The sequence below is a fragment of the Terrabacter terrigena genome, from assembly GCF_042676085.1.
GTDB lineage: Bacteria > Actinomycetota > Actinomycetes > Actinomycetales > Dermatophilaceae > Terrabacter > Terrabacter terrigena.
Genome location: NZ_JBHTKH010000016.1, coordinates 71,322 through 90,399, shown reverse-complemented (window position 1 = coordinate 90,399; position 19,078 = coordinate 71,322). Strand labels below are relative to the sequence as shown.

At 69.3% G+C, this 19,078-nt stretch carries 19 protein-coding genes; 15 read left to right on the top strand and 4 right to left on the bottom strand.

Going from position 1 to position 19,078, the window contains the following annotated elements:
- Nucleotides 1-442: 442 nt before the first annotated feature.
- The 3 genes from ACFQ2V_RS18245 to ACFQ2V_RS18235 all read left to right on the top strand — a co-directional run bounded on the left by ACFQ2V_RS18245 (nt 443) and on the right by ACFQ2V_RS18235 (nt 2,581).
- A complete protein-coding gene (locus ACFQ2V_RS18245) occupies nt 443-700 on the top strand; it encodes a hypothetical protein (protein ID WP_386054310.1) in 258 nt (85 codons plus the stop codon).
- A gap of 65 nt (nt 701-765) precedes the next feature.
- Nucleotides 766-1,218, top strand: a complete 453-nt coding sequence (locus tag ACFQ2V_RS18240; protein ID WP_386054309.1) for a hypothetical protein — start codon at nt 766-768, stop codon at nt 1,216-1,218.
- 775 nt (nt 1,219-1,993) lie between these two features.
- On the top strand, nt 1,994-2,581 hold the full coding sequence (locus ACFQ2V_RS18235) for a hypothetical protein (RefSeq protein WP_386054307.1): 588 nt from the start codon (nt 1,994-1,996) through the stop codon (nt 2,579-2,581).
- Between the two features lie 341 nt (nt 2,582-2,922).
- Here the strand turns inward: ACFQ2V_RS18235 and ACFQ2V_RS18230 are convergent, their stop codons facing one another.
- Nucleotides 2,923-3,366, bottom strand: a complete 444-nt coding sequence (locus ACFQ2V_RS18230) for an ester cyclase (protein WP_386054306.1) — start codon at nt 3,364-3,366, stop codon at nt 2,923-2,925.
- Between the two features lie 135 nt (nt 3,367-3,501).
- Between ACFQ2V_RS18230 and ACFQ2V_RS18225 the strand changes: the two genes are divergently transcribed.
- Both ACFQ2V_RS18225 and cysM read left to right on the top strand, forming a co-directional pair.
- Nucleotides 3,502-3,726 (top strand): hypothetical protein, encoded by a 225-nt coding sequence (locus ACFQ2V_RS18225; RefSeq protein WP_386054305.1) that lies wholly within the window; start codon nt 3,502-3,504, stop codon nt 3,724-3,726.
- Nucleotides 3,727-4,036: 310 nt separating this feature from the next.
- Nucleotides 4,037-4,924 (top strand): cysteine synthase CysM, encoded by an 888-nt coding sequence (gene cysM / locus ACFQ2V_RS18220; RefSeq protein ID WP_386054304.1) that lies wholly within the window; start codon nt 4,037-4,039, stop codon nt 4,922-4,924.
- 400 nt (nt 4,925-5,324) lie between these two features.
- Here cysM and ACFQ2V_RS18215 read toward each other — a convergent pair whose 3' ends face one another.
- Nucleotides 5,325-6,422 carry a DUF1353 domain-containing protein gene (locus ACFQ2V_RS18215; protein ID WP_386054303.1) on the bottom strand — a complete coding sequence of 366 codons (1,098 nt, stop codon included), beginning with the start codon at nt 6,420-6,422 and terminating at the stop codon, nt 5,325-5,327.
- A 504-nt stretch (nt 6,423-6,926) separates the two neighbouring features.
- Between ACFQ2V_RS18215 and ACFQ2V_RS18210 the strand changes: the two genes are divergently transcribed.
- From ACFQ2V_RS18210 to ACFQ2V_RS18190, 5 genes are all read left to right on the top strand, one after another.
- Nucleotides 6,927-7,601: a Type 1 glutamine amidotransferase-like domain-containing protein gene (locus ACFQ2V_RS18210; protein ID WP_386054311.1), complete on the top strand. Its 675-nt coding sequence runs from the start codon at nt 6,927-6,929 to the stop codon at nt 7,599-7,601.
- 192 nt (nt 7,602-7,793) lie between these two features.
- Nucleotides 7,794-8,594 (top strand): nucleotidyltransferase family protein, encoded by an 801-nt coding sequence (locus ACFQ2V_RS18205; RefSeq protein ID WP_386054302.1) that lies wholly within the window; start codon nt 7,794-7,796, stop codon nt 8,592-8,594.
- Between the two features lie 56 nt (nt 8,595-8,650).
- On the top strand, nt 8,651-9,538 hold the full coding sequence (locus ACFQ2V_RS18200; protein WP_386054301.1) for an AAA family ATPase: 888 nt from the start codon (nt 8,651-8,653) through the stop codon (nt 9,536-9,538).
- A gap of 6 nt (nt 9,539-9,544) precedes the next feature.
- On the top strand, nt 9,545-10,660 hold the full coding sequence (locus ACFQ2V_RS18195) for a vWA domain-containing protein (RefSeq protein ID WP_386054300.1): 1,116 nt from the start codon (nt 9,545-9,547) through the stop codon (nt 10,658-10,660).
- On the top strand, nt 10,653-11,822 hold the full coding sequence (locus tag ACFQ2V_RS18190) for an XdhC family protein (RefSeq protein ID WP_386054299.1): 1,170 nt from the start codon (nt 10,653-10,655) through the stop codon (nt 11,820-11,822). Before ACFQ2V_RS18195 ends, ACFQ2V_RS18190 begins: the two co-directional genes overlap by 8 nt.
- A 25-nt stretch (nt 11,823-11,847) precedes the next feature.
- On the opposite strand, the gene ACFQ2V_RS18185 is transcribed toward ACFQ2V_RS18190, so the two are convergent.
- Nucleotides 11,848-12,327 (bottom strand): PaaI family thioesterase, encoded by a 480-nt coding sequence (locus ACFQ2V_RS18185; protein ID WP_386054298.1) that lies wholly within the window; start codon nt 12,325-12,327, stop codon nt 11,848-11,850.
- An 83-nt stretch (nt 12,328-12,410) separates the two neighbouring features.
- Between ACFQ2V_RS18185 and ACFQ2V_RS18180 the strand changes: the two genes are divergently transcribed.
- Together ACFQ2V_RS18180 and ACFQ2V_RS18175 are read left to right on the top strand one after the other, a co-directional pair.
- Nucleotides 12,411-13,148, top strand: coding sequence for a FadR/GntR family transcriptional regulator (locus ACFQ2V_RS18180; protein ID WP_386054297.1), 738 nt, complete (start codon nt 12,411-12,413; stop codon nt 13,146-13,148).
- The gene (locus ACFQ2V_RS18175) at nt 13,145-13,975 is read left to right on the top strand and encodes a sterol desaturase family protein (protein ID WP_386054296.1); all 831 of its coding nucleotides are present in this window, start codon (nt 13,145-13,147) and stop codon (nt 13,973-13,975) included. Before ACFQ2V_RS18180 ends, ACFQ2V_RS18175 begins: the two co-directional genes overlap by 4 nt.
- Before the next feature lie 51 nt (nt 13,976-14,026).
- On the opposite strand, the gene mgrA is transcribed toward ACFQ2V_RS18175, so the two are convergent.
- On the bottom strand, nt 14,027-15,070 hold the full coding sequence (gene mgrA, locus ACFQ2V_RS18170; protein WP_386054295.1) for an L-glyceraldehyde 3-phosphate reductase: 1,044 nt from the start codon (nt 15,068-15,070) through the stop codon (nt 14,027-14,029).
- A gap of 142 nt (nt 15,071-15,212) precedes the next feature.
- Here mgrA and ACFQ2V_RS18165 point away from each other — a divergent pair, with 142 nt between their 5' ends.
- Genes ACFQ2V_RS18165 through ACFQ2V_RS18155 form a run of 3 tightly spaced genes read left to right on the top strand, consistent with a single transcriptional unit; the run spans nt 15,213 to nt 19,071 of the window.
- Nucleotides 15,213-15,695 (top strand): (2Fe-2S)-binding protein, encoded by a 483-nt coding sequence (locus tag ACFQ2V_RS18165; protein WP_386054294.1) that lies wholly within the window; start codon nt 15,213-15,215, stop codon nt 15,693-15,695.
- Nucleotides 15,692-18,217 (top strand): xanthine dehydrogenase family protein molybdopterin-binding subunit, encoded by a 2,526-nt coding sequence (locus tag ACFQ2V_RS18160; protein WP_386054293.1) that lies wholly within the window; start codon nt 15,692-15,694, stop codon nt 18,215-18,217. The genes ACFQ2V_RS18165 and ACFQ2V_RS18160 overlap by 4 nt, the downstream gene beginning before the upstream one ends.
- Entirely contained in the window at nt 18,214-19,071 is an 858-nt protein-coding gene (locus ACFQ2V_RS18155; RefSeq protein ID WP_386054292.1) for an FAD binding domain-containing protein, read from the top strand. The genes ACFQ2V_RS18160 and ACFQ2V_RS18155 overlap by 4 nt, the downstream gene beginning before the upstream one ends.
- Nucleotides 19,072-19,078 lie beyond the last annotated feature (7 nt).

Here is a 19,078-nt window from a genome sequence, read left to right as displayed (position 1 = left end):
CTCCCATGACACCGAGCAGACCCGGACCGTCCCACCGGTCCCGGTCAAGCGGACCCCCCTAAGGCCCAAACGAGACACTAAGAGCGCAGAGCCTGGTCGCACATGGCCCGTTCGGACCGTTTTGCGGACGAGAGGACTAGTCACTTTCGTCGGGTTCTGCTGGTCATCCCACCCGGCTGCAGAGAGGTCTAAAGCCGCGAACCGACGTGGACGGACGCGGAGCCGGGGCCTCCGTCATCCCCTTCCACTGTGGCGGCGGATAGACGTGGCCTTGTATTGGCCCATGCCCTTCCCGGTGTTCTGAGCGCCGAGCGTCTGGTCCTAGGTGCGAAGTCGTGTCGGGAGCCTGACGGCGCACCCCCGGCCGTCATGGGTGAGCAGGCGTCTCGAGGCAGGACGGTGACAAGTCCGATCGTCGTGTGGGCGATGGAGAATGTTCGCCATGGGACAGAAATACACAGATCCTGACGGGCTTCTCCGACGCGCCATTGAGAAGGTCACTCGAGCTGACGACCACCTCAAAGGGTCTCGGCCGGGGAAGTGGATGCTCGTCCTCGAAAGCGAAATGGATGATCGCAAGACCATTTCGGTGTTCAAGTCGGCACAGCAGAAGCCGTGGGACTCTCTCGGGCTCCTGCGCTTTGCCACACTGCAGGAGGAGCTCCGCGCCTATGGTCCCGGCGAGGCCGAGGACGACTGAACGCCAGTTTCCTTCGCGGCGATCTTCTACGAGCCGTGGAGTCGCGACCGTGCAACGATTCAGGCGTGTACGCGACTGCTGTGCTGGTGTGGATGGACACCGCGATGGACCAGCTCGCGACTGCTGGCTTCGTCCAGATCGATCTGGATGACCTGCTCGTTGAGCCACCGCTGGACGCCGTGCACGTATCGCTCAAGTGCGTGCATGACGCGCGGGTCCGGGCGTTGTCCGCTGGCGTGACTGTTCATGGGGCGGTCGTAGTGCCGCTTGCTCCAAGCCGAAGCATGACTGGGCCCGCACCCACCCTCCAAAGACTCCTGAACAAGCCGTGGTCGTTTGGTCCCGGCCGGACTGTCCCGGCCATCTACCTGTTGAAGCCGTCAGTGTGGTCGGTCTATGAGGCCGTCGAGGAGTACCGCCGCGACCTTGCGACGAAGGGTCTGCCACCGGACATAGTTGCTTACCTGCGATCGTGGAAGCCCGCTGCGCGGGGCGAGAAGTTCGACCGAGCCGTCTAGTTCAGAACCGTCGACGAAGCGAAGTGACGCCGCTGCTCGCCGGCCGGGAACTCGGCCTTCAGGCGGCGAAGTGGGAATGTCTTGCACGACACCTGGATGGATTGCAACGAGTGGATTGGCGGTCCGTGAAGACTCGGTTGTGCGATTTGGCCGACATAGACGGATTTTGGCGCGGTCACCGCGGCGATGATCAATACTCGTGACTCGGACGATCAGGGGACCGAGTTTCAGGGGCGGCGCGGTGCAAGAAAACGTGGAGATGATCCGCGTGGGGCGATGGGCCCTGTGCGCGTGTGGTGAAGATCTTCAACGGGGCGAACGCGCCGGGCGGTTGGCGGGAGGCCGCGAGCTGCTGTGCCTGTGGTGCCTTGCCGACCTGCAGGCGGGACGCACTCGCCCTCGTCGTCGACGCGTCGAGGTTCCGCTGCCCGCGCCGGCTGTCACGGCACGAGCTACGCGTCGGCAGACCCGGCGCGCTGCGTCCGGCCGGCGCCACCGTGGTGGCGTTGGTGTCCCGGTGGTGGTCGCGCTGCTCGTAGTAGCAGCAGCCCTATATCTCCGCCCGGCGGTCTTTGGAATGCCGAGAGGCAGTGTGGTGGTTGGCGGGGTACCGCTCCCGCGAGGAGACGACATCAACTGGGCCGATGGCACACCACTAATTGGCGGCAATCCCCATGACACCAGCGACATTTGGCCCCCGACGCCCCCTGACGCACAGGACGAGCCGCTCGAAACTCCAGGGCCGAAACTCTCGTCCTCTACCGACTACCTGTTCATGAAGACCATCCCCGAAGACGGCGGTCGGCCGGTCGCTTGGGATCCTTGCCGCCCGATCCACCTCGTTGTCAACAATGCAGACGCGCCTCCCGGGGCAGAGCAGCTCATTCGCGAAGCGGTCGAGTCGGTCCACTCGGTGACTGGACTGCACTTCGTCATCGAGGGTGCGACGACAGAGACGCCGATGGGCGGACGGGGACCGGTTGCGACCTCCCGGCACGGAGACCGCTGGTCGCCCGCCCTTCTCGCGTGGACCGAACCGGCGGTGGTGCATGACCTTCAGGGCGACGTGGCGGGGTTCGCGGGACCGGTCTCGGCCCCGTACCTGACCGCGTCCCAGCAACACTGGGTCAGTGGAACCGTGAATCTCGATGGACCTCAGTTCCGTGCTCTGCTTCAAACACTAGACGGATGGTCCGCCGCTCGCGCCATCATCATGCACGAACCCGGACATCTCGTCGGCCTGACCCACGTGCCCGTGAAAGACCAACTCATGTACCAGAGCAACGTCGGCCAGCGCGCATTCGGTCTAAGTGACAGAGAAGGCCTCAGGCAGCTTGGCCTCGGTCCCTGCTTCACCAGCTGACGCACGAGCAACCGCGGCAAACGTGAACGGCGGGCGAGAAGACCTGCTGGTGGCTGTGTGACGCAACTCTGCGGCGAGGGATTCGCCGTGGTCGCTCGGCGCCTCGAGCACGGAAGGGCGGCTCGTCGGGGTGGCCGAGCGATGGTGTCGCGGACTCGGGCAGCCATTAGGACACCGGAACCCAGAGCTCCTCGCGTTTCCTCAAGCGCGTCGCCGCGTCCTGGGGAAAGCAGGTGGCGGCCAGATGCCGGAGGCGCTCTCGAAGGCCGCGGACGGTCTCGGTGAGATAGGAAGCGATGGGGGTGAACAGGGGTGGGCTGGTGCCGGTTGTGCTGAAAGTACTACTGGTGCTGGGATGCCGTCTGCCCGGACGTGAGTCCAAGCTGGGCCATCATGGATCCGGTGTCGAAGTACGTCCTCTGACTCTGGACCTTGCCGTCCATGATCTCCATGACATCGCACAGTTGCAAGGTAAGGGACCGCCCGGTTGCTGGGATCTCACCCATGCTGGTCGCCAGAGTTCCCGTGTGTGTGCCCCGGCCGGTGAACTCGACGACGACGTAGTCGCCCGAGTCGATCACTCGGTCGACCGTGACCTTGCCGTCCGGGAACCCCTCTGCCCACATCGTGTTGTACGCGCGGGAGCCCTCGGCGCCTGTGAAGGTGTCGCCGGAGCCGACGATCGTGATCGTTGCCCCGGGCGCTGTTGCCTCGGCGATCTCGTCGAAGTTTCGCTCGTTCCATGCCTCGTGAATCCTGCGCGCGAGGGATGCGTTGTCTGCCATCTGAGCCTCCGCTCTGGCACCTGCCCACCCCATGAAAGGCTAGTACTGGGCCCGTTGGGGGGCAATCGGCAGAGACTGGTGCAACTCGGTTTGAAGACGGAGAATGCGCTCACAGGGAAGAAGGAGGTGTGTGCGATGTTCAGTTCCCGGTTCATGCCGTGTCTTGAGTGCGGCGCTTCCGTGGATCGGACCGGTACTGGTGGGCACGAGTGCGCGCCCGAGCGTCGGGCCGAATTCCAGATGTTCGGGCTGCGCGAGGAGGTCGCGCAGTTGGAGGCCGGGATCCACCGCTATCTGACGACGGCGGCAGGGCGCTTCGCGTCCTGGCTCGCCGCCCGTGAGGTTCGCGGCCAGATCTGAGGCCCCCGCCGGCTCCGGTCACCTCGGATATCACTCAGTGCTCACGAGGCTCCTCCGTGAGCACACGACCTGCTGTCCTGCGATCGCGTCTATCTGGACCCCGCGGTCTCCGAGCCACGGTGAGCGATGGGGCGGCGGTTGGACGCAGGTTCACGTCGAGCCGGGGTGTGAACGGCCTCCCGGACCTACGTCGTCCGCGCGGACCTCTTCGCGCTCGGTGGGTGCGCGAAGGGCGAGCAGTCGGCTGCGATTGTTCGGCGACCGCCGCCGTAGACTCGGGCGTGTGAGCAACCCTCCGGCGTACCCCACGATGGAGGACGTCATCGGGGACACCCCTCTGGTGTGTCTGCAGCGCCTGCCGGGGCCGGAGAACGAACGCCGCGGCAACGTGCTGCTCGCCAAGCTCGAGGGGAACAACCCGGCCGGCTCGGTCAAGGACCGGCCGGCGATCAGCATGATCCGGGGCGCGGAGGCGCGAGGGGAGATATCCCCCGGCGACACCCTGCTGGAAGCCACGTCGGGCAACACCGGGATCGGCTTGGCGATGGCGGCGGCGATCAGCGGCTACCCGCTGGTCATCGTGATGCCCGAGGACGCCTCCACCGAGCGGATCCAGACGATGAAGGCGTATGGAGCCGACCTGGTTCTCACCCCGGCAGGTGGCGGCATGGAAGAGGCCCGCGACGTCGTGACGCGGATGGAGCGGGAGGGCCGCGGGCGGGTCCTGGACCAGTTCGGCAACCCGGACAACCCCCGTGCCCACGAGGACGGGACGGGCCCGGAGCTGTGGCGCCAGACCGACGGACGCATCACGCACTTCGTGTCCGCGATGGGCACCACCGGCACGATCACCGGGGTCTCGCGGTTCCTGAAGGCGCGCAACCCCGGCATCCAGATCATCGGGGCACAGCCCGCTGAGGGCTCCAAGATCCCTGGGATCCGCGCCTGGCCACCGGAGTACGTACCGAAGATCTTCGACCCATCGGCAGTGGACCGGACCGTAGAGGTCACCCAGACCGACGCCGAGGAGACGGCCCGCCGGCTGGCCCGCGCGGAGGGCATCTTCGGCGGTGTCTCCGCGGCCGGCGCCTGCTGGACGGCCCTGCAGGTTGCCAAGGAGGTCGAGGGGGCCACGATCGTTTTTGTCGTCTGCGACCGCGGCGACAGATACCTCTCCAGCGGCGTGTTCCCTGCCTGAGAGCTTGCCTGACGCCCGGAGACATCCGGCCCCGAGCACGCGTCATGAAGCTCCATTTCCGTCTACCAAACGTCAGGTCGACTTGCGGCGCTTAGACGCACGTTGGCAGGGCTCTCGGACGGAGGGCTCCGCGACAGTGTGCGCTTGCTCTTCAGACAACGACTCGCACTGACGTCGGCCCGCTCATCGAGCGGGCCTGGCCAGAGTTGCCGTGCTGTGAGGCTGCTTGCAGGGCATGAACCTCGCGAGGTCCAACCCGTGAACGAAGCGGTGGGCGGCACCTTCTGGGAAGTGGGCCAGGAGAAGGGCGCCAGAGATCCCGGCCGGTGGGACCGCCTGAGGATGTTCCTGTCTCCGGCGAGGGGAGAGATGCACCCTTGGGGGCACCAACCCCGTCGGGCTACGCGCTTGGCTCCGCCGCCCCCCGCTGAGGCGCTGCGCCCTCGAATCCCGCGGCTGTGGGGAGGCCGGGCAAGCGCGGCGGCGTTGGAGGTGTCGCCTTGTCGTCGTCACTGGCCAGGCCGATTTTGACTCTGAGCCAGTCGATTGCGAAGCCCACGTAGTCGAAGAGGGCGAGAACTACTCGCGTCAACAGGGTGACGACGATAAGGGGGAGCAGCGGCGGCAGGGCAAGGGCTCCAACTACGAGTGCAGCGATCAGCCCGCCGAAGCCAGCGGGGGAGAAGGCTGCCGGACCTTGTGAGGAGCCGTCCACTGGGCCATCCGCCTCTATGCTGCGAATCGCGGCCAGCAGGAGCGCGAGGCCTGCCAGCCCACCCACGACCCCCAGGTACGTCCCTTGTCCGGCCATTTGGTCCGAGCACCACGCCAGACCGGACGCGATTGTTTTGGGCAGGAAGTCGAGTGGAGCAAGCCACGGCCAGATGGTGACGCCGTCAAGCGCGGCCGCGATGGCCGTGAATGTCGGCCTCGCGTGGTGAAGCATCGCCGCCAGGATTCCGACGACAGCTGTGGCCCCCAACGGGATGTAGCCGAACAGCCGTACTGCGGCCCACATGATCCATCTTGTGATTGGCCCGAGTCGGGCGTGCCTCTTGAGCGTGGCTCTGAATTGGTTGTCGGCGAGCCGCCTCCTCCGGGCAGCGAGCTGGCGATGCCCGGCCTTGCGCGCCTCGGCTGCCTCGTCGCAGCGGACGTCATGCAGGACAGCGCACATCGTGTGACGCCCGTAGCTTGGGACGATCCCCCAGAGGAAGCTGGGAATGCTCGCCAGGTCGGTCTTCGTGTTGGCCGGTACGACCGATAACGGGTCTGGAGTCTGGCCGGGCCTATCGGCCCAGCCGAACCGGTCCACACAGCGGAACATCGTCGTGGCTGCGAACAGTGCGTAGAGGAGGCGCAGAAGGTTGAAGCCCAAGGGTTCCGGAAGCTGGATGAGCTGCACCTCGGTCTTGGGCGGCCCGACGGGTTGGCCCGAATCGTCAAGGTCATAGAAGGGCACGCTCGCCTCCGAGGCTTCAGTGAGTTTGAGAACCACCGGCCAGCTCCCAGATCTTCACTCGAGGCTGGCATAGCCAGTGTGGCTCACCCCGGTGGGTTGGTGTGGCAGATCGGGCCACTTGCACCTAATGGGAACTTCCTTCTGTCCGCTGTCAATACCGAAGTACAGGACGGTTAGTGAAGGATTGCAGGCGCATTCGGCTGAGATCGGATTCTCCCGAGTGGTGCCGCCCCCGAGCGAAAGCGGTTGGGCCGCAGCCGTCGAAACTACGTCAACTCCGGGCATAACGGCGGGCTGGCGCAAGCGGACATGGGGCAGGCACGTGAACGGCACCATCCCCCTAAGCCCACGCAGGGGCGGCAGCGCGGAGCCGCGGCGGATGGACGCGGCCATGTGACGCACCATCCGCGGATATCCGGACCTTGTCGGGTCAGAGCGCGCGGTCGGGCGGCCGATGGGGCGGCAGACCAGACCGGATGGTCAGCAAGCGCCTCCATCCGACCACGGACAGCGGCCACTCCCTGTGGTTCAGTGGGCATCGTGAAATTGCTACTCACGTCCGGGGGAGTCACGAATCCGAGCATCCATGAGGCGCTGCTCGAGCTGCTGGGCAAGCCGACCGAGGAGGCTACGGCTCTCTGCATCCCCACCGCACAGTGGGGGCATCCGAGGTGCGGGCCGGTCTCGGCGCGCGGGTTTGTCGCTGGCCTGTCGCCGTGGGGCGGGATGACCTCGATGTCGTGGAAGTCCCTCGGCTTGCTCGAGCTGACCGCGCTGGCGACGATCGGCGAAGAACGCTGGGTGCCGTGGGTTCGATCGGCCGACGTCCTCCTGGTCGACGGTGGCGAGGCCGCATACCTGTGCCACTGGATGAAGGAGTCCGGGCTGGCGAGCCTCCTGCCGTCGTTGTCCGAGACGGTCTGGGTGGGCGTGAGCGCCGGCAGCATGGTGATGACGCCGCGGATCGGTGCCGACTTCGTGCAGTGGCCGGGAGCGGCCGATGACCGCACGCTCGGCCTCGTCGACTTCTCGATCTTTCCCCATCTCGATGTGTTCCCGGAGAACACCATGGCTGATGCCGAGAAGTGGGCTGCCGAGATCAGCGGGCCGGCGTACGTGCTTGACGACCAGTCTGCGATCCGGGTGGTCGACGGGGTGGCCCAGGTGGTGTCCGAGGGGCGTTGGAGGCGCGTTCCTGGGCAGGCCCCGCGCTAGATGGACGCGTTGCCGGTGAGTTTGGGGAACTCGAAACCTCAACGCCTTGGCGAGCGACGCGCTCGCTTACATGCCGCGCGCCGGGCCGGGACCGAGGATTCAGCCAACACGTGCGTGATGCCGCGGGGTGACGCGGCCTGCCTACGAGGGTTTGGCAGCAACAGCGGTGTGCTCCGCGGGTAGGTTCACCATGTGAGTGACCTGGAGAGCGCCCCACACGCAGCAGCGGTGCACGGGCGCGCCGCTCACGTGCGAGGGCTCGTCCTCGCTGCCGGTGCGGGCCGGCGGATGGGTGGCCCGAAGGCGCTCCTGCGCCGTCACCCTGGCGAGTCAACCCTCGTCGAGCGCGCCGTCTCCCTCCTCCACGCCGGGGGGTGCGCCGGCATCACCGTCGTCGTCGGTGCCGCCGCCGACGAGGTGACCGGCATCGTGACGGCCCTCGGTCGTGACGTCGATGTCGTCCCGTGCCCCGACTGGGACGAGGGCATGGGTGCCTCGCTCCGCACCGGGCTCACCGCCCTGGCCCGCTCGAGCCACGAGGGCGAGGGGTGTGTCGACGCGGTGCTCGTGACGCTCGTCGACCTCCCTGACCTGACACCAGAGGTGGTGGCCCGGGTGCTCGACGTTCCGGCGCACGTCGACAACGTGCACTCACCCCACGTCGACCCGACGGGTCTCACCTACGACACGAAACAGGGGCCGCCCACCAATGACCAGACCGACCAGACCGACTCAGCCCACCACTCCCTCGACCTCCGCTCCACCACCGACCCCGAGCTGCGTCAGGCACTGCGCCGGGCGGCATACGACGGCGTGCCTGGCCACCCGGCGCTCATCGGGCGCGACCACTGGGAAGACGTGGTCGCATCGGCTACCGGTGACCACGGCGCCCGCACCTACTTCCGTGCCCATGAGCACGAGCTCGTCGAGTGCGGCGACCTCGCCACGGGCCGCGACGCCGACACCCCGGACGAGCTCAACACGCCGCGCTGAGTCCACCGGCAGGCCCCGCGCTTCCCCGAGCCTCGATCATCAGCGATGCTCAGGGCATGGATCACCTGTTCGCGAGTGCCGACGACGTCACGACCGCCCTGGGCGGCACGGGCTATCTCGCCGACGAGGCGCTCGCGACCGTCACCTTCCTCGCCACGCGCCTGAACCGGCCGATCCTGCTCGAGGGCGAGCCCGGCACCGGCAAGACCGCCCTCGCCGAGGCCCTCGCGCAGGCCCTGGACCTGAGGCTCATCCGCCTCCAGTGCTACGAGGGCATCGACGCCACGCAGGCCCTCTACGACTGGGACTTCCCGCGCCAGATCCTGCACCTGCGCACCGTCGAGGCGATCAGCCGCGACGAGCGCCAGGACCCCAGGGCCCTCGAGGCCGAGCTCTTCGACGAGCGGTTCCTCCTCGCCCGGCCGGTGCTCCAGGCACTGCGCGAGGCGCCGTGCGTGCTGCTCATCGACGAGATCGACCGCGCCGACGACGAGTTCGAGGCCTTCCTCCTCGAGGTGCTGAGCACCTGGCAGGTCACCATCCCCGAGCTCGGCACCGTCAGCGCCGCCACGCCGCCGATCGTCGTGCTCACCTCGAACCGCACCCGCGAGCTGCACGACGCCCTCAAGCGCCGCTGCCTCTACCACTGGATCGACCACCCGGGCCTGGCCCGCGAGCTCGAGATCGTGCGCACGCGCCTGCCCGAAGTGAGTGCAGCCCTCGCCGAGCAGGTCGTCACCCTCGTCCAGCGCCTGCGCACGAGCGGCGAGCTCATCAAGCCGCCGGGCGTCGCCGAGACCCTCGACTGGGCGCGCGCGCTCGAGACCGTCGGCGCCACCCGCCTCGACGCCGAGGTCGCCGCCGCGACGCTCGGCGCCGCCCTGAAGTACCGCGAGGACTCCGAGCGCATCCGGGCCTCGCTCGACAAGCTGCTCACCGCATGACCCGCCATGACGAGCACTGACCACGACCTCGAGCCCGACGCGCTGCTCCTCGGCTTCGCCCGCGCCCTGCGCGCCGCCGGCCTCGCCGTCACCGCCGACCGCGAGCGCACCTTCCTGCTCGCCGCCGCGACCGTCGGCATGGGCCAACGCGCCCACGTCTACTGGGCGGGCCGCTCGACCCTGACAAGCACGCCCGCCGACTTCCCGGCATACGACGAGGTCTTCGAGCGCTGGTTCGGCGGCGAGGCCATCCCGCGCGGACAGCGCGTCGACATCGTGCGCCCCCCGCTGCGCCAGGCCCCGCTCGACAGCGGCGAGGGCCAGGGCGGACCCGACGAAGACACCGACACCGTCCAGGCACGCGCCAGCGCCCAGGAGGTGCTGCGCCACCGCGACGTCGCCACGCTGAGCGCAGCCGACCGGGCCGCCGCGGCCCGACTCTTCGCGGCGCTCGCGCCGCGAGCACCACAGCGCCGGGCACGACGCCACGTCCGCTCGACCTCCGGCGCCGTCGACGGCCCCGCCACCCTGCGCGCGCAGCTGCGCCGCATGGGCGAGCCCGGGCGCATCCACCACCGTCGGCGGGGTGTGCGTCCACGCCGCATCGTCCTGCTCATCGACGTCTCCGGGTCGATGAGCCCGTACGCCGACAGCCTCCTCCGTCTCGCTCACGCCTTCGCGCGGGCGGTGCCCCACGTCGAGGTGTTCACGATGGGCACCCGCCTCACCCACGTCACCCGCGCCCTGGCCGAGCGCGACCCCGACCGGGCGCTCGCGGCGGCCGGCCGCGTCGTGCCCGACTGGTCGGGGGGCACCCGCCTCGGCGACTCGGTCGGCGCCTTCCTCGACCGCTGGGGCCGGCGGGGTATGGCCCGGGGCTCCGTCGTCGTTGTCTTCTCCGACGGTTGGGAACGCGAAGGTCCGGAGGTGCTCGGTGAGCAGATGCGACGCCTGGCAGCTCTCGCGCACCGGGTCGTGTGGGCCAACCCGCACCGCGGCAAGGCCGGCTACGAGCCGGTGCAGCTGGGCATCGTCGCGGCCCTGCCGCACATCGACGACTTCGTCGCGGGCCACTCGCTCGCGGCGTTCGAGGAGCTGATCGAGGTGGTCTCCCGTGCGTGAGGTGATGGACGAGCTGATGCAGTGGTGGTCGGCCGGCGAGACCGTCGGCGTCGGCACCGTCGTCGGCACATGGCGCTCGGCCCCCCGGCAGCCGGGCGCGTCGATGCTCGTCGGCCCCGGCGGCGAGGCCGTCGGTTCCGTGTCGGGTGGCTGCGTCGAGGGAGCCGTCTACGAGCTGAGCCAGGAGGTCGTCGAGTCCGGCCACCCCGTGCTCCAGCGCTACGGCGTGAGCGACGACGACGCGTATGCCGTCGGGCTGACCTGCGGGGGCATCCTCGACGTGTTCGTCGAGAAGGTGAACCGCGAGACCTTCCCCGAGCTCGGTGCCGTCGCCGACGACATCGCCTCCGGGCGGCCCGTCGCCGTCGTCACGGTGATCGAGCACCCCGAGCCGGCGTGGGTCGGTCGGCGTGTGGTCGTGCACCCCGAGGCCGACGGCGACGACACGGCATCCGTGCTCGGATCGCTCGGCAGCGGGCGTGCGGACGACGCGGTGCGCGACGACGCGAGAGGGCTCCTCGCGCAAGGACGCTCTGCGATCCTCACCTACGGGCCCGACGGTGAGCGTCGCGGCGAGGGGATGCGCGTCTTCGTCGCCGCCCACGCGCCCAAGCCACGCATGCTCGTCTTCGGCGCCATCGACTTCGCGGCCGCCGTCGCGAGGGTCGGCAGCTTCCTCGGCTACTACGTCACGGTGTGCGACGCCCGGCCCGTCTTCGCGACGAAGACCCGCTTCCCCGGCGCCGACGAAGTCGTCGTCAGGTGGCCGCACGACTACCTCCAGAACGAGGTCGACGAGGGCCGCATCGACTCGCGCACCGTCATCGCGGTGCTCACCCACGACCCGAAGTTCGACGTGCCGCTGCTCGAGGTCGCGCTTCGCCTGCCCGAGGTCGCCTACATCGGGGCGATGGGCTCGCGGCGCACCCACGAGGACCGCCACGCCCGGTTGCTCGAGGCCGGCCTCACCGAGCACGAGCTCGCCCGGATGAGCTCACCGATCGGCCTCGACCTCGGCGCCCGCACCCCCGAGGAGACGGCCGTCTCGATCGCGGCCGAGATCATCGCGCTGCGGTGGGGTGGGGCCGGCGAGCGGCTCGCCACGACCGAGGGCCCGATCCACCACCACCACCCCGTCCACGACCCCGAGCCGCAGCACTGACGCCGCCGGAGACCGGGAGGGGCGGTCAGGTGCGGGGGCGCCAGCGCTTCCAGAGCGCGGTCGCCCGGGCGCGCACCTTGCCGTCGAAGCGCAGCTCGACGTCGACCGTCATCTGTGGCTCGTCCGCGGCGGTGACGACCGCGAACAGCTCGACCGGGTCGTGGAGCGGCGCCGGGCGCAGGTAGCGCACGTCGAGGCCCGCCGTGACGTACGACAGGTCGGCGCCGGGCAGGGGCGGCCAGCCGCGGCGTTCGGCCTCGAGCATGACGGCGGCCGCGCTGTGGCAGTCGAGCACGGTGCCGATGATGCCGCCGTTGAGGTAGCCGAGGCCGTTGTCGTGCTCGGGCCACGGCATGAACGAGGCGGTCACCCCGTCCGCGGCCGCCCCACCGAGCGGGTAGCTCGTGAGCCGGAGCCCCTTGTCGTTGCCCTGGCCGCAGCCGAAGCACGGCAGGTCGGGATAGAGGAGCTCCTGGATGCTCAGCTGGGTGGACGTGTCCGGCATGGCGATCAACCTACACAGCGGCAAGGATCACAAATTGGTCCAACCACTTGATGAGTTGATCGCCCGCTGCGATGGTGATGCGCATGAGTCAGAGTGGATTCGGCCCCGTCGCCCGCCGCTCGGTGTCCGACCAGGTGTTCTCCGAGCTGCGCGACGCCGTGCTCACCGGCCGGTTCGCGCCCGGCGACGCCCTGCCGCCCGAGCGCGAGCTCGCCGCCTCGTTCGCCGTCAACCGGCACGCCGTGCGCGAGGCCCTGCAGCGCCTCCAGGCGGCCGGGTTCGTCAAGGTCGTCCACGGCGGCGGCACCCGCGTGCTCGACGTGCGCAGCAGCGCCGGGCTCGACCTGCTCGCCCACCTCGCCCGCTCCGGCGACGGCCTCGACCCGACCATCCTGCGCGACGGCCTCGAGATGCGCCGCTGCATCGGCGTCGACGCCGCCCGTCTCGCCGCGACCTGCGGCACCGCGGAAGGCCACGAGCGCATCGTCGCGGCCGCGACGGCATACGGCTGCCCCGACATCGACGACGCCGACCGCGCCTTCTGGCTCGAGGTCGTCGAGGCGAGCGGCAACTTCGCGTTCCGGCTCGCGCTCAACTCGCTCACGCACGCCATCGACGGCGCGCCCGGCTCGCTCGACGCGCTCCTCGCGGCCGACCGCGCCGACCTCATCCCGCACGCGCCCCTCGCAGCCGCCATCGCGGCCCGCGACGACGCCGGGGCGGCACGGCTGGCCGACGCGATCCTCACCCAGGCCATCGACGTGTGGGCGACCCTCACCGACGACGGCCGCACCCTCGACCACCTCACCAAGGGCGCATGATGGTCGACCTCATCCTCACGGCGGTCCCGTTCTTCATCGCGTTCATCGCCATCGAGGTCGTCTCGCTGTGGTTCGCGCCCGACGACGACGAGGTCGGCTACGAGGTGCGCGACACCGTCACGAGCCTGTCGATGGGCATCGGCAGCGTCGTCGTCGGCGTCGGCTACAAGGCGCTGCAGCTCGTCGTCTACGCCGCGCTGTATGCCGTCACGCCCCTGCGCCTCGACACCTCGCTGTGGTGGGTGTGGGTCGTCATCTTCCTCGTCGAGGACCTCGCGTACTACTGGTACCACCGCTGTCACCACGAGGTGCGGATCCTCTGGGCCAGCCACGTCGTGCACCACTCGAGCCGGCGCTACAACTTTTCGACGGCACTGCGCCAGACCTGGACGCCCTTCGGCGGCATCCCCTTCTGGGCGCCGCTCGCGCTGCTCGGCGTGCCGCCGTGGGCGATCTTCCTCCAGCAGTCGATCTCTCTGCTCTACCAGTTCTTCCTGCACACCGAGCGGGTCGGAAAGCTCTGGCGCCCGGTCGAGCTCGTGATGAACACTCCCTCGCACCACCGGGTGCACCACGGCATGAACAACGGCTACCTCGACCGCAACTACGGCGGCATCCTCGTCATCTGGGACCGCCTCTTCCGCACGTTCGAGCCCGAGGGTGAGCGTGTCGTCTACGGCCTGACGAAGCAGCTGCGCACCTACAACCCGCTCGTCGTCGCCACCCACGAGTACGCCTCGATCTGGCGCGACGTCAAGGCCGCCCGCGCGTGGCGCGACCGGTGGGGCCACGTGCTCCGCGGCCCCGGTTGGCAGCCCGATGCGTGAGCGTATGCCGTGTGCCCGGGCCACACGGCATACGCCCTCGGGGTGCGCGGGTCAGTGGGCGCTCGAGGTCTTCCAGAGGTTGATGCCGCCCTCGACGGCGTGCTCGTCGATCGTGTCGAGCTCCTCCGTGGAGAACTCGAGGTTGTCGAGGCAGCCGAGGCTGTTCTCGAGCTGACCGACCGACGAGGCGCCGATGAGCACCGACGTCACCCGCTCGTCGCGCAGGATCCAGGCGAGCGCCATCTGGGCGAGCGACTGGCCGCGCTCCTGCGCCATCGCGTTGAGGGCACGGACGTGCGTCAGGTTCTGCTCGGTCAGCAGGTCGGTCGACAGCGACTTGTCCTGCGACGCCCGCGAACCCGCCGGCACCCCCTCGAGGTACTTGTCGGTGAGCATGCCCTGGGCGAGCGGGCTGAACGCGATGCAGCCGACGCCCTCGTCGCCGAGGACGTCGAGCAGGTCCTCCTCGACCCAGCGGTTGAGCATCGAGTAGCTCGGCTGGTGGATGAGCAGCGGCGTGCCCATGGCGCGCAGGATCTCGATGGCCTCGCGGGTGCGGGGCCCCGAGTAGCTGGAGATGCCGGCATACAGGGCCTTGCCGGAACGAACTGCCGTGTCGAGCGCGCCCATCGTCTCCTCGAGCGGCGTCGTCTCGTCGAAACGGTGGGAGTAGAAGATGTCGACGTAGTCGAGGCCCATCCGCTCGAGTGACTGGTCGAGCGACGCGAGGACGTACTTGCGGCTGCCGCCGCCCTGGCCGTAGGGGCCCGGCCACATGTCGTAGCCGGCCTTGCTGCTGATGATCAGCTCGTCGCGGTAGCGCCTGAAGTCCTGCGCGAAGATCGTGCCGAAGTTGCGCTCGGCGCTGCCGTAGGGCGGGCCGTAGTTGTTGGCGAGGTCGAAGTGCGTGACGCCGAGGTCGAACGCCCGGCGCAGGGTCGCGCGCTGGCGGTCGAGCGGCACGTCGTCGCCGAAGTTGTGCCACAGGCCGAGCGAGACGGCCGGCAGGTCGAGGCCGGAGCGGCCCGTGCGGCGGTAGGTCATCGAGTCGTAGCGGCTGCGGAGCGCCTGGTAGTCGTCGGCGTGGAGAGTCATGGACGACAGTCTTGCGTATGCCGTCGGGTGCGCCTGACGTGTCCACCGGACGCGTTCGCCCGGTGCCCTTGTGCAGCAGGGGAAGCCGAGCAAGACTCACCGTGGGGAAGTCAACTGCAGTGCGGCAGGAGGACAAACAGCAATGACCCGTATCAATGTGACCGTCGACGGAGTCAGCTACTCCGACGAGGTCGAGCCCAGGACCCTTCTGGTCCAGTACCTCCGCGAGAGCCTCGGCAAGACCGGGACCGTCGTGGGGTGCGACACGAGCAACTGCGGTGCCTGCACCGTGCACCTCGACGGGACTAGCGTGAAGTCGTGCAACGTCCTCGCCGTCCAGGCGGACGGTCACGAGGTGACGACGATCGAGGGGCTCGCCACGGATGGCGAGCTCCATCCGGTTCAACGGGCCTTCCACGAGACCCACGCCCTGCAGTGCGGCTACTGCACTCCGGGCATGATCATGCAGGCCTGCGACCTCCTCAAGGAGAACGCCGACCCGAGCGAGCAGGAGATCCGTGAGGGGCTCGAGGGCAACCTCTGCCGCTGCACCGGCTACCACAACATCGTCAAGGCGGTCCAGCAGGCGGCCAAGGACCTCACCTCGCAGGCGGTGAGCTCATGACCGTCACCGAGGACCGGCCGGCCGCCGCCGCCGACGCGCCCGCCGGTGAGATCGGCAAGGCACGCACGCGCAAGGAGGACCAGCGCCTCATCACGGGTCGCACGCGCTGGACCGACAACATCCAGCTGCCCGGCATGCTGCACCTCGCGATGGTGCGCAGCCCCTTCGCCCACGCGACGATCAGCTCGATCAGCACCGACGAGGCGAAGGGCGCCACCGGCGTCATCGCCGTCTTCACGGGCGAGGACCTCAAGGACATCCAGGGCGTCAACATCACGGCCTGGCCGGTCAGCCCCGACCAGAAGACACCCGACCACCTGCCCGTCGCCGTCTCGCACGTCGCCCACGCCGGTGAGATCGTCGCCGTCGTCGCGGCCCGCAGCGCGGCCGAGGCCCGCGACGCCGCAGAGCTCGTCGACGTCGACTACGACGAGCTGCCTGCGGTGCTCGACCTCAAGGCCGCGGCCACCGACGAGGTGCTCGCCCACCCCGACCTCGGCACGAACAAGAGCGCCTTCTGGCAGCTCGACTCGGCCGGGCAGGGCTCCGGCGGCGACATCGAGGAGGCCATCTCGAAGGCCCGCGACGGCGGCATCGTCATCGAGCGCGAGTACCGCCAGCAGCGCCTCATCCCCGCCTTCATGGAGCCGCGCTCGACCGTCGTCGACCCCACGGGTGAGCAGGTGACGATGTGGTCGGCCACGCAGATCCCGCACGTCCTTCGGTTCTGCATCGCCGCGACGACCGGACTGCCCGAGTCGAAGATCCGCGTCATCGCGCCCGACGTCGGCGGTGGCTTCGGGGGCAAGCTGCAGACCACGCCCGAGGAGTTCGCCACGCTCGCCGTCGCGCGCAAGCTGGGCAAGCCCTGCAAGTTCACCGAGACCCGGTCCGAGACCATGGTGAGCGGTCACCACGGCCGCGACCAGTGGCAGAAGCTGACGTTGGCCGCCGAGAAGGACGGCACCGTCACTGGGCTCAAGGTCGAGCTGATGGCCGACCTCGGCGCCTACGCGGCCATCGTCGGCGGCGGCGTGCCGGTGCTCGGCGCGTGGATGTTCAACTCGATCTACAAGTTCGGGGCCTACCAGTTCAACACGACGAACTACTACACGAACAAGACGTGGGTGGACGCGTACCGCGGGGCCGGCCGCCCCGAGGCGACGTACGCCATCGAGCGGCTCATGGACGAGCTCGCCGTCGAGGTCGGCGTCGACCCGCTCGAGATCCGCGAGAAGAACTGGATCAAGCACGAGGAGTTCCCGTTCACGACGGTTACGGGCATGACGTACGACTCCGGCAACTACGAGGCCGCGACCGCGAAGGCCAAGGAGCTCTTCGGCTACGACGAGCTGCGGGCAGAGCAGAAGCGGCGGCGTGAGTCGGACGACCCGGTGCAGCTGGGCCTCGGCATCTCGACGTTCACCGAGATGTGCGGCCTCGCGCCGTCCCGCATCCTCGGCGCGCTCAGCTACGGCGCCGGCGGCTGGGAGTCCGCGAGCATCCGCATGCTCGCCACGGGCACGGTGGAGGTCGTCACGGGCACCTCGCCGCACGGCCAGGGCCACGAGACGGCGTGGAGCCAGATCGTCGCCGACCGTCTCGGCGTGCCGTTCGACAACGTCGAGGTGCTGCACGGCGACACCCAGATCGCGCCCAAGGGCATGGACTCCTACGGGTCGCGCTCGCTCGTCGTGGGCGCCGAGGCCGTCGTCCGCGCCGCCGACAAGGTCATCGAGAAGGCGAAGCCCATCGCGGCCCACCTGCTCGAGGCGAGCGTCGACGACGTCGAGTTCAAGGCCGGCACCTTCGGCGTCAAGGGCACCGACAAGGGCGTGACGATCGCCGAGGTCGCGCTCGCGACGTGGACGGGTCACAACCTGCCCGACGGCGTCGAGCCGAGCATCGACGCCGACGCGACGTTCGACCCCGACAACTTCTCGTTCCCGCACGGCACCCACCTGTGCGCGATGGAGGTCGACACCGAGACCGGTGCCACGACGATGCGCAAGTACGTCTGCGTCGACGACATTGGCACGATCATCAACCCGCTCATCGTCGAGGGCCAGGTGCACGGCGGGCTCGTCCAGGGCATCGCCCAGGCCCTGTGGGAGGGCGCCGAGTACGACGACCAGGGCACGCTCGTCACGGGCTCCTTCGTCGACTACACGCTGCCCACCGCTGCCGACACGATCAGCTTCGTCACCGACCACACGACCTCGCCGTCGACCTACACGACCTTGGGCACCAAGGGGGTCGGCGAGGCGGGCACGATCGCCTCGACGCCGGCCGTCGTCAACGCCATCGTCGACGCGGTGCGTCACCTCGGCGTCAACGACATCGTCATGCCGTGCACGCCCGAGCGGGTGTGGAAGGCGATCCAGGCCGGTTCCGCGGTCAACACCGAGGGCGAGCGTGACGCGCAGCCGCACTTCGACGAGGGTGCGCCCAACCAGGACCCCGGCGCCGCGAGTCCCGGTTCCGCGAGTCCGGGTTCCGCGAGCGAAGGGAGCGACCAGTGATCCCCGCACCGTTCGACTACCTCGCACCGACCTCCGTCGCCGACGCTCTGGCTGCGCTCGTCGAGCACGGCGACGAGGCCAAGGTGCTCGCCGGCGGCCAGTCGCTCCTGCCGATCCTCCGGATGCGCCTCAACGCACCGAGCGTCGTCATCGACCTCGGGCGCATCGAGGAGCTCCAGGGCATCAGCGAGGACGGCGACCACGTCGTCATCGGCGCCATGACCACGTATGCCGCCGTGCTGGCCTCCGAGGCCGTCTCGACGCACGCGGCCCTGCTGAACAAGGCCATCGCCACCGTGGCCGACCCGCAGATTCGGCACCGCGGCACGGTGGGCGGTGCGCTCGTGCACGCCGACCCGGCGGGCGACGTCGGGGCACCGGCGCTCGCACTCGGTGCCGAGCTCGTCATCGCCGGATCGGGCGGGTCCACGCGCACCGTCGCGGCCGACGACTTCTTCGAGGACCTCTTCACCACCGCGGTGGGCGAGGGCGAGCTGCTCACCCAGATCCGCATCCCGAAGCACACCGGGTGGGGCGCGCACTACGAGAAGTTCGTCCGTGTCAGCCACCAGTGGTCGATCGTCGGCGTCGCGGCCACGGTGCGCAGCGAAGGCGGCTCGATCGCCGAGGCGCGGGTAGGCCTGACCAACATGGGCTCGACCCCCTTGCGCGCCAAGGCCGTCGAGGAGGCGCTCGTCGGCAAGGCGGCCACCGACGAGGCGGTCCGTGCGGCGGTCGCGTCCGTCGCCGAGGGAACCAACCCGCCCTCCGACCTCAACGGCGACGCCGACTACCGCAAGCACCTCGCCACGGTGCTGACGCGGCGCGCGGTCCTCGCCGCGGCAGGAGCGTGATCGCCGG

What these genes read in the sequence shown, in the direction of transcription:
- ACFQ2V_RS18245 (WP_386054310.1), top strand. Translation starts at nt 443, where the DNA reads ATGGGACAGAAATACACAGATCCTGACGGGCTTCTCCGACGCGCCATT.
- ACFQ2V_RS18235 (WP_386054307.1), top strand. Translation starts at nt 1,994, where the DNA reads ATGAAGACCATCCCCGAAGACGGCGGTCGGCCGGTCGCTTGGGATCCT.
- ACFQ2V_RS18230 (WP_386054306.1), bottom strand. Translation starts at nt 3,366, where the DNA reads ATGGCAGACAACGCATCCCTCGCGCGCAGGATTCACGAGGCATGGAAC.
- ACFQ2V_RS18225 (WP_386054305.1), top strand. Translation starts at nt 3,502, where the DNA reads ATGTTCAGTTCCCGGTTCATGCCGTGTCTTGAGTGCGGCGCTTCCGTG.
- cysM (WP_386054304.1), top strand. Translation starts at nt 4,037, where the DNA reads ATGGAGGACGTCATCGGGGACACCCCTCTGGTGTGTCTGCAGCGCCTG.
- ACFQ2V_RS18200 (WP_386054301.1), top strand. Translation starts at nt 8,651, where the DNA reads ATGGATCACCTGTTCGCGAGTGCCGACGACGTCACGACCGCCCTGGGC.
- ACFQ2V_RS18195 (WP_386054300.1), top strand. Translation starts at nt 9,545, where the DNA reads ATGACGAGCACTGACCACGACCTCGAGCCCGACGCGCTGCTCCTCGGC.
- ACFQ2V_RS18185 (WP_386054298.1), bottom strand. Translation starts at nt 12,327, where the DNA reads ATGCCGGACACGTCCACCCAGCTGAGCATCCAGGAGCTCCTCTATCCC.
- ACFQ2V_RS18180 (WP_386054297.1), top strand. Translation starts at nt 12,411, where the DNA reads ATGAGTCAGAGTGGATTCGGCCCCGTCGCCCGCCGCTCGGTGTCCGAC.
- ACFQ2V_RS18175 (WP_386054296.1), top strand. Translation starts at nt 13,145, where the DNA reads ATGATGGTCGACCTCATCCTCACGGCGGTCCCGTTCTTCATCGCGTTC.
- mgrA (WP_386054295.1), bottom strand. Translation starts at nt 15,070, where the DNA reads ATGACTCTCCACGCCGACGACTACCAGGCGCTCCGCAGCCGCTACGAC.
- ACFQ2V_RS18165 (WP_386054294.1), top strand. Translation starts at nt 15,213, where the DNA reads ATGACCCGTATCAATGTGACCGTCGACGGAGTCAGCTACTCCGACGAG.
- ACFQ2V_RS18160 (WP_386054293.1), top strand. Translation starts at nt 15,692, where the DNA reads ATGACCGTCACCGAGGACCGGCCGGCCGCCGCCGCCGACGCGCCCGCC.